Origin of the sequence: Pseudomonas sp. 18.1.10, from assembly GCF_024655625.1 — a bacterium.
Taxonomy (GTDB): Bacteria; Pseudomonadota; Gammaproteobacteria; order Pseudomonadales; family Pseudomonadaceae; genus Aquipseudomonas.
The window spans coordinates 35381-48892 of sequence record NZ_JANLGL010000022.1 but is presented as its reverse complement, the minus strand read 5'-3'; the positions used below and the strand labels follow the sequence as shown (position 1 = coordinate 48892).

The window sequence follows — 13512 nt, the reverse complement described above, 5'->3', positions numbered from 1 at the left end:
GCGGTGGATCAGTCAGCCTATTTGTGACTGACAGACCGCATTCGCGAGCAAGCCCGCTCCCACATTTTGATCACCTACCCACCTACCACCGGCGCATCACTCGGTCACCGCAACGCGTTTGCCCTCCCCCTGCGCCGACATCAAAATCGCCAGCACAATCAGCGCCGCACCCGCGAGCATCCGCCACGAGGGCGCTTCGTGGAACAACCACCAGGCGCAGGCGATGGCGTACACCGGCTCCAGCGAGATAATCATGCCGGCGCTGCGGGCGTTGAGGCCCTTGAGGCTTTTGACGAACAGGGCCTGAGACACGGCGGTGCACAGCACGCCGAGGATAGCCAGGTTGACCCAGTCGCCAGCGCCGAGGTCCACCAGGTCAAACACCGCAAGCGGGGCCATGATTACCGCCACCGTAGCGTTCTGCCAGAACACCACTTGCACGCCATTGCGCCCGTCAGTGGCGCGGCGGTTGGTCATGGCCAGCAAGGCGAACGACAGCCCCGAGGCCAGGCCCCACAGCAAGCCGACGGTGCCCTGGTTGGCGAGTTCGAACGACGGCGTCACCAACACCAGGCCCAGGGTCACCAGCAGCAGCAACAGCGCCTCGGCCAGGTGCGGCCGGTCACGGAAGACCGCCATGTCGAGCAGGGTGATAAAGGCCGGGAAACTGGCAAAGCCGAGGGTGGCAACCGCTACGCCACCGACCTTGATCGCGATAAAGAACGTGACCCAGTGCGCGGCAAGCATCAGCCCCGAGAGGGCATAAATCGACAGTTTCCTGAGGTTCAGGCCGCGCAGCAACGCACGGTCTTGCAGGTGGGCGAACACCGCCAGGGCCAGCAGCGCAAACGCTGCGCGGCCAAAGGTGATGACACTGGCGCTGGCGTGGATCAGCGCACCAAAAATACCGGTCAAGCCAAACAGCAGTGCAGTGATATGGGCAGAAGTAAGGGCAGTACGATAGGCAGTCATGAAAAGAGCTTCGCGAAAACGAGCTGGGCCGTGGACTTCTTATTGTTGACCCGGTGGAAAGAGAGGCGCCTCAATCGCCGCTTGCGTGGAGCTTTGTAGAGAGGCGCCCGGTTTTTTTAGCCTTCGGACGTGTCGATCCAGATGGTCTTGATTTCGGTGTACTGGTCGTGGGCCCAGATCGACTTGTCACGCCCGCCGAAGCCGGACTGCTTGTAGCCGCCGAACGGCGTTGAAGCATCGCCCTCGCCGAAGCAGTTGACGGTGACGATACCGGCGCGGATCTCGCGGGACAGCTTGATCGCATGGCGCAGGTTGTCGGTGTACACCGACGCGGCCAGGCCGTAGATGGTGTCGTTGGCCAGGGCGATGGCTTCGTCCAGGGTGGTGAACGTGGTCACGGTCAGCACCGGGCCGAAGATTTCTTCCTTGAACAGCAGGCTATCGGCACTGACGCCGTCGACCACGGTGGGCTGCACGTAGATACCGTCTCTGGTCTTGCCACCGAAGACCACGCGCAGGTTTTCGTGGTCGGCCTGCACCAGGTACGAGCTGACTTTGTCGAAGTGCGCCTGGCTGACCATCGAGCCCAGGCGGTTGTCCGGGTCCAGCGGGCTGCCCATCTTCCAGGCCTGCAATTGCACGCCGATGCGCTTGAGCAGCTCATCCTTGACGTCGGCGTGGACGATCAACCGCGACGAGGCCGAACAGTTCTCGCCCATGTTCCAGAACGAACCGTTGACGATATGCCCCGCCACCAAATCGAGGTCGGCAACGTCGTTCATCACCACGGCGGGGTTCTTGCCGCCCAGTTCCAGGACGATGCGCTTGAGGTTGGACTCGGCCGCATAGTGCAGGAACAGGCGACCGGTGTCGGTGGAGCCGGTGAAGCTGACCATGGTCACGTCCATGTGCCGCCCCAACGGCTCGCCCACTTCGCGACCGCCACCGGAGACCACGTTGAACACGCCGTCCGGCACGCCCGCCTGGGAGGCCAGTTCGGCCACGCGCAGGGCGGTCAAGGTGGTTTCCTTGGCCGGCTTGACGATGATCGAGCAACCGGCCGCCAGGGACGGGGCGATTTTCCAGGCCAGCATCAGCAGCGGGAAGTTCCACGGCAGCACCAGACCGACCACGCCGATGGCTTCGCGCACCACCAGGGTCAGGGCGTCGTGGCCCACCGGCGCGGTGTTGTCGTAGATCTTGTCGATCAGCTCGGCGTGCCAGCGGATCATGTGGATGGTTTCCGGCACGTCGGTCAGTTGGCACTCGCGCACCGGCTTGCCGCTGTCCAGGCTTTCGAGCACGGACAGTTCGTGGGAGTGTTGCTCCAGCAGGTCGGCAAAACGCAGCAGGACTTTCTTGCGCGTGCCGGGGCTGAGCTTGTGCCAGCGGCCATCGTCGAAGGCCTGCTTGGCCGAGGCCACGGCGACGTCCACGTCGGTGCTGTTGCACGCGGTGATTTGCGCCAGAACTTCACCGGTGGCCGGGTTGGTGGTGGTGAAGGTGTTGCCCGACACCGAGGTGTAGGGCGCGCCGTTGATAAAGGACGTGGTGGGGAACTGGATGTCCTGGGCGATGGCCGCGTATTCGGCGGCGCTGAGCAGATGGGTCATCATGCACCTCCGACGATTTGTGCGACGTCACGCTTGAGGTTTTGGATGACGGTTTCCAGTGCCTGCTTCTCGTCTTCGAACAGCGGTTGCAGCGGTGCACGCACGCTGCCGGTGCGCAGGCCGTTGAAGGCGCAACCGGCCTTGATCGCCTGGACGAATTTGCCGCCTTCGAGGAAGTCCATCAGCGGCATGAAGGCGCTCATAATCTTGCGGCCTTTATCGAAGTCTTTTTCGATCACGCAGGCTTCGTACAGGGCGATGTGTTCGCGCGGCACGAAGTTGGAACCGGCACACACCCAGCTGCGCGCACCCCAGGCGAAGAATTCCAAGGCCTGGTCATCCCAGCCGCAGGACAGCGCGATGTGCGGGTACTGAGTTGCAAGGCGGTGGACCTGGGCCATATCGCCCGAGCTTTCCTTGATCGCCACGACGTTTTTCGAGGCGCTGACGGCCTTGAAGTAGTCATCGCCCATGCTCACGCTCATGCGGCCCGGGTAGTTGTAAAGCATGATCGGCAGGCCGGCGGCCTGGTCCACGGCCAGGGCGTGGATGGCGTTTTCCTGTTCGGTGGGCAGCGCGTACGGCGGCGAACCAACGAGGATCGCGTCGGCCTTGATGGCGCGGGCAGCCTTGGCGTATTCCACCGAATCTTCGGTACGAATGGCGCCAGTACCGACGATCAGCGCGACACGGTTGCCGATGACTTCCTTGGCGTGGGCCGCCAGGTCGATGCGCTCTTGCGCGGTGTGCGCGTAGTACTCGCCGGTAGAGCCGCCGATGATGATGCCGTGCACCTTGGATTCGATCAGGTATTCGAGCACGTCAGCGAAGGCTGCGTTGTCGATCTGGCCGGTGGCGGTCAATGGGGTGATTGCCGGGGTGTAGATGCCTTCAAATTTCATGGGTGTTTCTCCAACAGTGAAAGGGCTGTGTTTTTTGCTCAGCTGCTCAAGGCCGCTGCGTCCCGCAAGTTCAACGAGCGTGTTTCCGGGGCCATGGCCCAGGCGGCGGCCAGGCCGATAAAGGTCACGCCGGCGGCGACGTACATGGTGTTGCCGATGCCAATCGAGGTCAGCGACAACGGCACCAGGTAGGTGCCCACGGCGGCGCCAACCCGCGACAACGAGGTGCCGATGCCGACGGCAAAGGCGCGGATTTCGGTGGGGAACAATTCATTCGGGTACACCAGTTGCAGCACCTGGGCGCCGCCGATAAACACGGCGTAGGCGCCGAACAGGCACAACACCAGCAGTTCATGGCTGTTGGAGAACGCTGCCAGCAGCAACAGCGCCAGGCCCGACCAGAGGAAGCTGTGGATCAACATGCTGCGCCGGCCGATGGTGTTGATAAGCCGGGTGGCGAGGATGCAGCCGACCACAAACAGCAGCGTGATGAACATCGAGCCGTAGGAGGCCCACTCGCCTTTCAGGTTGAGGGCTTGCAAGACTTTGGGGGCAAAGGCGTAGACGGCGAACACGGGGATGATCGAGCACGACCAGAACACCGAGACAAAGAACAGGCGCTGGCCGTAACCCGAGCGCAGCAGGTCGCGGAAGGTCATCTTGCGTTCGTCCGGCTGCTCCGGCAGGTCGCGCAGCGAATAGTGCGGGCCGTAGACACGCTTGATGACCTGTTCGGCCTCGGCGTCGCGGCCTTTGCTGAGCAACCAGCGCGCCGATTCCGGGGTGCCCAGGCGCAGCACGAACAGCACCAGGCCGATCACCGCCGCACTGGCCAGCGCATAGCGCCAGGCATCGTCGGCGCCGGTGTTGAGGATGGCGTTGCCGACCACATAGGCAAACGCGGCACCGGCAAACCACAGGATGGTCAGCGCGGCGAGCCGTGGCCCGCGTTGTTTCTTCGGCAGGAACTCCACCAACAAGGAAGTGGCCACCGGGTATTCAATGCCCACGGCCAGGCCGATGATGAAACGCAGGGCAAACAAGAGCCACGCCGATTCAACCCAGAACTGCGCCAGGGAACACACAATAAATAACGATGGGCCAATGAAATAGACTTTCTTGCGCCCCAGCTTATCGGTCAACCAACCGCCGATAAAACCGCCAAAGAACACGCCAATCAAGGCCGATGCGGCAATCAAACCCTGCCAGAACTCGGTCAGTTGCAAGGCATCGGTGATCTGCAACATGGCAATGCCGATAATGCTTAAAACATAACCATCAACAAATGAACCCCCACCCGAACGGGCCGTAAGTACACGGTGAAAGTTATTAAGAGGTACATCCTCAACTGAGGCATTCGGACTTGTCATTATTATCTCCTACTTCGCTTCGTTCATTCGCCGGGGTACAACGCACACTTGAAATCCAGGCGAATGAAAGCCGTCTCAATCAGAAACCGCAGTCGCTAAAAACGCCTGCTGTTGTCCAATCAATAGATTAAGTTCGGTATTACGTGTTGATGATGGTGCGAATCAGCTTTCCTGGCCGGCGCGGCTTTGTCCCCATAACAAGTTCATGTTTACACCCGCTGATAACAGCGGCTCCGGTGGGTTTCTGCTGGGGCCCGGGGACGTCAACAGGAAGTCCACCAGGTGATTGCTTTTGCCCGCCAGCCACTCGGCCAGCAAGGTGCCGGTGACGGTGCCGCGAGTCACGCCCAGGCCGTTGCAGCACAGGGCGCCGTAGACGTTTTTGGCCAGCTCGCCGAAGTGCGCCATGTGGTTGCGCGACAGGCTGAGGGAGCCGCCCCAGGTGTAGTCGAAGGTGACGTCGCGGTGCAGCGGGAAGCGCCGGTCGAAGGATTCTTTGTGGCGTTTCACAAAGCGTTGCAGGTATTTGGGGTTGCTGCGCCCGTCGGCGTTGTAGCTGAAGCTGTTGCGCACCAGCAGACGATTGTCGACGGTGCGGCGCAGGGTGGTGCCGAACGGGTCGGCGGGGATCACGCCCCAGAACGGGTCGCCGCCCAGGCGCGCCTGTTCTTCTTCGCTCAGTGGCCGGGTCAGGCTGGCGTAGGTGAAGATCGGCAGCATGCGGCTTTTGAGGAAGCCGAAGCTCATGGCGAAGGCGTTGTTGGTGAGCAGCAGTTTGTCGGCGATGATACGGCCGTGTTTGTGGATCAGTACGGTTTTTTCGCCGTACTCGACGGCGGTGATCGGGGTGTTTTCGTAGAGGGTGACGTTGGCGGGCAAGGTGTCTGCCAGGCCTTTGACCAGCGCCGCCGGTTGCACCAGCGCGGTGCCCGGGGTGAACAGTGCCTTGCGATAGAAATCGGTGCCGATACGGCTGGGCAAGTCAGCGGCGTCGATCACCTGGTAGGCCTGGCCGAGCTTGTCGAGGCCACGGCGGTAGGCGTCCAGCACGGCAATGCCACGGTCTTCGATGGCGGCCTGGTACTTGCCGCAATCGCGCCACTGGCAGTCGATGCTGTGCTGCTCGACCAGCGCGCGCAGCATGGATTGCCCGGCGAGGTTGAGTTCCATGCTGATCCTGGCGGTGGCGATGTCGCCGATATAGTCTTCGGCGCCGATGTCGTGGGGCAAGTCGATGGCAAAGCCTGCGTTGCGCCCGGAGGCGCCGTAGCCGACTTCCTGGGCTTCGATCAACACGATCTCGTCATCCGGGAAATTCAGCGCCAGTTGGCGCGCCGCCGCAAGGCCGGTGAACCCCGCGCCAACCACGGCCCAGCGCGCGGCGCTGATACCGCTATGACGCGGCCGCGCCACGCGCGGCGGGCTCAGGTGGAACCAGCCACAGGTTGAATCGTCTGCCGGGGTGTTTCTGATGAGTGCCATTATTCGCGACCTGGGTTCTTTTATAGTTGTTAGAGCTAACAGCTACCCGTCTGCATCGCGTCACTTCGGCCTGCATCACAAGGTCAAAGCGTAAGCGCTACATCCAGGCCTTCGGGCGCCGCGTACTCGGACATCCGCCGACGGGACAGTTCGAGGTGGGCCTTCACGATTTCCCCGGCCAAGACCGGATCGTGGTGTTCGATTGCGCGGATCATGTCGTCATGCTGCTGGGCGGCCACTTCCAGGTCTTCCTGCATGTCCACCGTGGTCGGGTGGCGGTAGAAGATCTTGCCCAGACGGGCGTGGTCGATCAGCAAGCGCTGCAAGCTCGGCATCAGGTAGGCGTTGTGGGCCATCTTGCCGATCTGCAGGTGGAACTCGTCGTTGTACAACACCCGGTTCTCCACATCCTTTTCCTCGATGGCGGTGCGGAACAGCGCCTGGATGCGCTTCAACTCCACCACTTCGGCCGGGGTTGCGTGGGAACAGGCCAGTTGCGTCGTCGCGATGTAAATCAGCGGCGCCGCGAGGAAAAAACTGCGCAGCGACTGGTAACTCATCGCCGATACCCGCGCGGCGCGGTTAGCTTCCAGGTCGATGTACCCTTCCGCCGCCATTTGCCGCATCAGTTCCCGCACCGGTGGGCGCGACAAACCGAACTCATCACACAGCGCCAACTCGTCCACCACGGCACCCGGTGCCAGTTCCATGCTGAGGATGCGGCGGCGCAGCGCCTCACCCAATACCGCCTTGCGGTCAATGCTGGGCTCGACCGGAGCCGGCGTAGTGAGTTCTTTGGTAGCCATGGTGAAACCTTCCTAAGTAGTAAGTGCACACGGTCTACTACCTGTATTCGCACTATAAAACAACAATATTCTAATTGTCTACAATTAATATACACAGCAAAAACATCGTCGATAGCCCTGTGCCTGTGGGCTTTACCGGCTATTTGACGAGGCGAATTTCCTTGGACGGACGATGCCCGAAATAAGCGCTGTAGCACTTGCTGAAATGGCTGGGCGAGACAAACCCACAGGCCACCGAGACCTCGACGATGGTCAGCGAGGTGTGCTGCAACAAACGTCGCGCCTCTGTAATCCGCAGATCCATGTAATAGCGCTGCGGCGAGGTGCCCAGTTGCTCCTTGAACAGCCGCTCGATCTGCCGTCGCGAGCGGCCGGCATACAGGCACAGGTCTTCCATTTGCAGCGGCTCTTCGAGGTTCACGTCCATCAGGTTGATGACCTCACGCAACGGTCCGCTGACCGAGACGCTCAACAGCGGCTTGACCCGCCGAAAACGCGAGGCTTCGAACGCGAGGATGTCCTCGATGCCATCGGTGAGGGTCTTGCCGTGCAGGCTGCGGATCCACTCCAGCGCCATATAAAAGGCGCCAGTCGGACTCGACGCCGTGAGGCGATTGCGATCCACCACATAGGCTTCACTGGTGACATGACTGAGCCGCGCAATCTCCGCCAGCGCCGGGCGGTGCTCGGGGTGAATCGCGCAGCGATAGCCCTCCAGCACCCCGGCCCGGCCGAGAAACCAGGCACCGTTCCAGATGCCCGCCAAGGCAACGCCCTGCTCCGCCGCTGCGCCCAACAACAGGCTCAGCTCATCGTTGTAGCGCAGCGGCGTGCGGTAACCACCGCAGATCACCAGCACGTCAAGTTGCAGCACCGCATCCAGGTTCAGGCGCGCATCGGGCCGGATCACCAGGCCCAGGTCGCTGACCACTTCATCAAACGCCAGGCCAAAGGTTTGCGTGGCAAACGACTCGGGCCGGATCAGGTTGGCGGTGACGATCGTGTCCAGCGCCTGGGTAAAGGCCGGCAGCGAAAAATGCTCCAGCAGCAAAAACCCGGCGCGCGCCCGGCGCACCTCCTGGCCGGGGTGATCGTTGAGATAACGCAGGTTCTTGCACTGCATGACATCGCTGAATTGGCGTCGCGCTACCACGTCACGTCCGCCGTGCCTGGCGCTGCAAGGCGCCGCGTGACAAGCGATCGAGCAACAGCGCCACCGCGACAATCGCCAGCCCGGCACGCAGGCCCAGGCCCATTTCCATGCGGGTCAGGCCGCGCGTCACTTCGGCGCCCAGGCCACCGGCGCCGACCAAGCCCGCCAGCACCACCATCGCCAGCGACAGCAGGATGCATTGGTTCAGCCCCACCAGCAGCGTCGGAGCGGCCGTAGGCAATTCGATCTTGAACAGGATGTGCCGCGGTGAAGCGCCCATGGCCTGGCCCAACTCCAGCAAGTCCTTGGGCAGTTGCTTGAACGCCAGGGTGGTCAGGCGCAGCATCGGCGGGATGCCATAAACAATGGTGGCGATAATCGCCGGCACGCGGCCCAGGCTGAACAGCATCACCGCCGGGATCAGGTACACCCACGGCGGCACGGTTTGCATGATGTTGAGGATCGGCAACAGCGTCGCATCCACGCGCTTGACCCGCGCCGCCAGGATGCCCAGCGGGAACGCCACGCTGACCGAGATCAACACCGCCACCGAGACCAGTGCGATGGTCTGCATCGACGCCACCCACAGCCCGGCAAACAAGCAGAACGCCAACATCAGCCCGGCAAACACCGCGACGCGCCAGTTGGCCAGTACCCACGCCAACAGCACCACGATGGCAATCAGCACATAGGCGTGGGGCGCGAGCAGCGTGGTCTCGATAGCGCCGAGGGTGGCTTCGATGATCTTGCTAATCAACACGAACACACCGTGCAGGTTGGCATTCAGCCAATCAATGGCCGGCGCCAGGAAGGCACCGGGGGAGAAACGAAAGTCCGTCAGGTTCATTGGCTGGCTCCGGTGCGCGATTCAGCGGCGCTTTGGGCAAGGCGGTCGAGGATCATCGTGAGGATGACGATGGCCAGCGCGGCGTTGATCGACTTGGCAATGTCCAGGGTGCGCACCGCGCCGTAGATGGCTTCACCCAGCCCGCCGGAACCGACGATCCCGGCGATCACCACCATGCCGAACGCCATCATCAGGCTTTGGTTCACCCCCGCCATAATGCTCGGCATGGCGAACGGCAAGCGGATCTTGAAGAACATCTGCAGGCCGGTGACGCCGCTGGCATCGCCCAGTTCGACGAACTCCTTGGGCGTCATGCGGATGCCCAGCGAGGTAAGGCGCAACGCCGGTGGCACGGCGACAATAAAGGTCGCCAGCAACGCCGTCGCCGGGCCGTAGCCGAGCAAGGCGATGGCCGGCAGCAGGTAGATGTACGGCGGCAGGGTTTGCACCAGGTCCAGGCAAGGGTCGACCACGCGGTCGAACGCCGGCGCCAGCCCGGCCAACACGCCCAACGGCACCGCCACCAGCAGGGCCAGCAACGTCGCTGTGAGCACCAGCGCGAGGGTGCTGACGGTCTCGGGCCACAGGCCGATAAAGCTGCACACCAGCAATGCCAGCGCCGCCAACACGGCAAACCGCAGCCCCACCATGCGCCAGCCCAACAGGCCGATCACCAGGGCGATCACATAGAACGGCGGCGCGGCGAGGCACCACAGCACGCCCTTGAACACGCCGTTCAGCGCGGTGTTGACGGCGTCAAAGAAGAACTCGCCGTTGTCCTGCAACCACATCAGGCCCGCGTCCACGGCAGCGTCGAACTGGGCGGAAAAATCCGGGGTCGTCATGGCGTGGTCTCCAGCACCGGCGCCACGGCGTGGGCGTCGTTGGGAATGCCTTGCACGCCACGCAGCAGATCCTTGGCCGTGATAATGCCGACCACCACGCCGTGCTCGACCACCGCCAGCGGTTCCAGGTCGGCGCCGATGGTCAGGCCGATCAAGGCGTCGATATCGGTGTCGGGCGAGGTCTGCGGCAACCGCGAAAAATCACACCGTGGGAAGGCCTGGCGATACGCCGCGATGGGCGTCATCACCGAGTGGGCCTTGACCAGATGCAAGCGCGAGATGCCCGCGACGAATTCGGCGACATAGTCGTCGGCCGGGTTCAGCACGATGTCTTCGGCGGTGCCGACCTGGATAATCACCCCGTCCTTCATGATGGCGATGCGATCACCGATGCGGATCGCCTCTTCCAGGTCGTGGGTGATAAACACGGCGGACTTGCCCAGCTCTTTGGTGAGCTGGCGGAATTCGTCTTGCAACTGGCGACGGATCAACGGGTCGAGCGCGCTGAACGGCTCGTCCATCAGGATAATCTCCGGGTCGGCGGTCAACGCCCGCGCCAGGCCGACACGCTGTTGCATACCGCCCGAGAGTTCGCTGGGGTAGCGCGCGGCCCAGTCGGTCAGCCCGACCTTGGCCAGCGCCCGTTCCGCCACCTTGTAGCGCTCGGCCTTGCCGACGCCCTGCACTTCCAGGCCGAACGCGGTGTTTTCCAGCACGGTACGGTTGGGCAGCAGCGCCACGCTCTGGAACACCATGCCGATGTTCTTGGCGCGCACGTCGCGCAGTTGCGCGGGCGACAACGCGGACAAGTCCTGGCCCTTGACCAGCACCTTGCCGGCGCTGGGGGTGATCAATTTGTTGAGCAAGCGGATCAGGGTCGATTTGCCGCTGCCGGACAACCCCATGATGCAAAAAATCTCACCACGGCGAACCTGCAGGCTCACATCCGCCACCCCGACCACGCAGCTGAAATCCTGCAAGACCTGGGTTTTGCCAAGACCCTTGTGGACGACCGCGTCCATCGCCGCCTTGGCATTCTGACCAAAGATTTTCCAGACCGACTGGCAATCCACAAGCACTTCGTTGGTGTCTATTTTGACCGTTGTCATTGCTAAGCCTATTGAACCAGTCGGGCTGGTTTTTCTAATGGATCAGAACGCGTTGTCCGTACCTGGCAGTGGCAAACATGCAGCGAAGGTTATTGTTTGATATTGGCCCAGCGCTTCATCAGGTCGGCGTGGTTGTCGGCCCAGGCGGTGACGGCCTGGTCCATGGTCTGGCCATCCTTGACCGCACCGTTGATCGCGGTGATGTCGGCCAGGGGCACGTACACGCTGGCGATGACTTCACGGGCATGGGGGTTTTCGGCGGCGAAGCCTTTGTGGCCGATCCAGTAGTAGGCTTGTGGCGGGGCGAAGGAGCCCTTTGGATCCTTGAGGAACTTGAGGTCGAACTTCTGCGCCATCCACGACGGTTCCCAGATGGTCACGGCGACCCACTCTTTACGGTCAACGGCGGACTTGAGGGCAGCGGTCATCGCGGCGGTACTGCCTTCGAGCAGTTGCAGCTTGAAGCCGTAGTCCTTCACCGCTTTGTTGGCATCGCTCATCAAGCCCGAACCCGGCTCGATGCCGATGATCTTGCCGCTGAACTTGTCGGCGTTGTCGTTGAGTTGTTCCAGCGAGTCGATATCGACGTACTTCGGCACGGCGATGGCCTGGTACAGGCCGTAGGAAACCGGCGAGAGTTTTTCCAGGCGATTCTTGTTCTTGTTCCAGTAATCCTGGGTGGCGTAGTCGGTCTGCGACGCCAGGACTTGCACATCGCCCTTGGTCAACGCCGCGTACGCAATGCCGACCTCGGAGAACTCGACCACCTTGACGGTGTAGCCGGCGTTTTCCAGGACCTTCCTGGTAATGCCGGTAATGGGCGTCAGGTCTTCCCAGGACATGGTGCCGACAGTGATGGTTTTTTCTTCGGCCTGCACCGGAAGTGTCACCAGCCCCACTAACGCAACCGCACAAACGGTTTTCCAAAATGTCTTCATGGCATGCCTCGATCTACGTTGTAGTTATAGTTTCAAACCTCCAGGGATGGAGGTCGATGTGATGGGACAACAAGGAAATTCGGCACCGCAAAGGCGGCTGGGTGAAGCCAGACTGGCATGGGCAAAAGGGTCGGTCAATAGGATGTATTTTCTCTGTATACATATAGAATTCAGACAAAACACAATTGATATTATATTTTTTCTTTTAAATTCAAATGCTTAACCATAGGCGTTAAAAAACCGACAGGTCGCTCCCAGGAAAGTCGTGGGTCGTTTTTGGGATGCTGTCTTGCCGGTAAAAGTGGCTGAAAACGCCGCGCCGGTTAACTGATCGTTCCCACGCTCCGCGTGGGAACGATCATCCCAGGCAAAAAAAAGCCACTCGTACGAGTGGCGGTTTTTGCAGCTGACAGGTCAATCGTGACCCGCACCGGCCTTGAAACTCGACGGGTTGATCCCGAACTGCTTGCGAAACGCCGTCGCAAAATGGCTGGCATTCGCATAGCCAAGGTCCGACGCCACCCGCATCACCGACGCCTCACCTTCCATCAAGCGACTGCGCGCCTGGGTCATACGCGCTTGCTGGAACACGCCATAGACGCTGTTGGCAAACAGCTGGCGAAAGCCCCGCGTCAACTTCGGCTGGCTCATCCCGGCCTCACGCGCCAACGCTGGCAGGCTGGGCGCCTTGCCCAGGTCCGCGAGCAAATACTCGCGGGCGCGCAGCAGGCGTTGGCGGTCGAGGGGGCTGAGGCGGCAGGTGCAGGAGAGGTTGCGCCGGGCTTGCAGGAACAGGCTCACCAACGTGACGCTCTGGCCGTACAGCCACAGGCTGCTGCGCGGCTGGGACAGGTCCATGGCGTTGCACAGCAGGTGCGCGGTGGCGCTCATTTCGCCGCTGCGGTAGCCGTCGAGGAAGCAATGGTCACAGGCCAGCGCACTGCCCAGGGTCGGATCGATCTCCACGTCCCATTGGGCCAGCAACTGCGGGTTTATCATCACCGTGATGTTGTCGATCTCACCCTGCTGGTGATACAGGCCCTCGCGGCTGCGACCGAAGCTGATGCTGCCGGCGCCTTCGTTGATCGCATGGCGTGTGTGCCGGCGGCCGTCGTGAAAGCTGCAATGGGCCTTGCCCTTGAGACGGTGGGTGAAGCTGAAGTGGATGCGTTCGCTGTCGTCCTGCAACGGCAGCTCCACCGCCTGGGCAAACGTGCTTTGCCAGCGCACGAGGTCCAGCCCGCCGTGCAAAGTCACGCGGCTGACACGGCAGTGGTTGCCGGGGCCGAATTCGCCGCGATAGCCGTTGGCAATGATCTGCGAGACCGGCGTGGGCGCCTGAACAGCTGACATCGTTGAATCTCCCTGCTGACCGGATACGGCTCGAATCAGACCACATCGGGGTAGAGTCGCGCAATTGATAATCACTAGCATCTTGGCCGTTATCGCGACCCTCAAAATCCCTCAGCCAAGGC

12 protein-coding genes are annotated in these 13512 nt (G+C 61.8%); all 12 read right to left on the bottom strand.

The window, feature by feature from the left end; genetic code table 11:
* Positions 1-96: 96 nt before the first annotated feature.
* On the bottom strand, positions 97-972 hold the full coding sequence (locus NUV89_RS06355; RefSeq protein ID WP_257780663.1) for a DMT family transporter: 876 nt from the start codon (positions 970-972) through the stop codon (positions 97-99).
* A 116-nt stretch (positions 973-1088) separates the two neighbouring features.
* Positions 1089-2585, bottom strand: a complete 1497-nt coding sequence (locus NUV89_RS06350; RefSeq protein ID WP_257780662.1) for an aldehyde dehydrogenase — start codon at positions 2583-2585, stop codon at positions 1089-1091.
* Complete coding sequence (locus tag NUV89_RS06345; RefSeq protein ID WP_257780661.1) at positions 2585-3487, bottom strand: dihydrodipicolinate synthase family protein; 903 nt, start codon at positions 3485-3487, stop codon at positions 2585-2587. The genes NUV89_RS06350 and NUV89_RS06345 overlap by 1 nt, the downstream gene beginning before the upstream one ends.
* A 38-nt stretch (positions 3488-3525) precedes the next feature.
* A complete protein-coding gene (locus NUV89_RS06340) occupies positions 3526-4857 on the bottom strand; it encodes an MFS transporter (RefSeq protein ID WP_257780660.1) in 1332 nt (443 codons plus the stop codon).
* A 162-nt stretch (positions 4858-5019) separates the two neighbouring features.
* Positions 5020-6339, bottom strand: coding sequence for an FAD-binding oxidoreductase (locus NUV89_RS06335; protein WP_257780659.1), 1320 nt, complete (start codon positions 6337-6339; stop codon positions 5020-5022).
* Positions 6340-6422: 83 nt separating this feature from the next.
* A complete protein-coding gene (locus tag NUV89_RS06330) occupies positions 6423-7145 on the bottom strand; it encodes a GntR family transcriptional regulator (RefSeq protein ID WP_017737452.1) in 723 nt (240 codons plus the stop codon).
* Positions 7146-7284: 139 nt separating this feature from the next.
* Positions 7285-8298 (bottom strand): GlxA family transcriptional regulator, encoded by a 1014-nt coding sequence (locus NUV89_RS06325; protein ID WP_257780658.1) that lies wholly within the window; start codon positions 8296-8298, stop codon positions 7285-7287.
* A gap of 1 nt (position 8299) precedes the next feature.
* On the bottom strand, positions 8300-9145 hold the full coding sequence (locus NUV89_RS06320) for a proline/glycine betaine ABC transporter permease (RefSeq protein ID WP_257780657.1): 846 nt from the start codon (positions 9143-9145) through the stop codon (positions 8300-8302).
* Positions 9142-9990, bottom strand: a complete 849-nt coding sequence (locus NUV89_RS06315; protein ID WP_257780656.1) for a proline/glycine betaine ABC transporter permease — start codon at positions 9988-9990, stop codon at positions 9142-9144. The genes NUV89_RS06320 and NUV89_RS06315 overlap by 4 nt, the downstream gene beginning before the upstream one ends.
* Complete coding sequence (locus tag NUV89_RS06310) at positions 9987-11099, bottom strand: glycine betaine/L-proline ABC transporter ATP-binding protein (RefSeq protein WP_257780655.1); 1113 nt, start codon at positions 11097-11099, stop codon at positions 9987-9989. Before NUV89_RS06310 ends, NUV89_RS06315 begins: the two co-directional genes overlap by 4 nt.
* Before the next feature lie 89 nt (positions 11100-11188).
* A complete protein-coding gene (locus tag NUV89_RS06305) occupies positions 11189-12037 on the bottom strand; it encodes a glycine betaine ABC transporter substrate-binding protein (protein WP_257780654.1) in 849 nt (282 codons plus the stop codon).
* Between the two features lie 414 nt (positions 12038-12451).
* Positions 12452-13390: an AraC family transcriptional regulator gene (locus tag NUV89_RS06300; RefSeq protein WP_257780653.1), complete on the bottom strand. Its 939-nt coding sequence runs from the start codon at positions 13388-13390 to the stop codon at positions 12452-12454.
* Between the last annotated feature and the right edge of the window lie 122 nt (positions 13391-13512).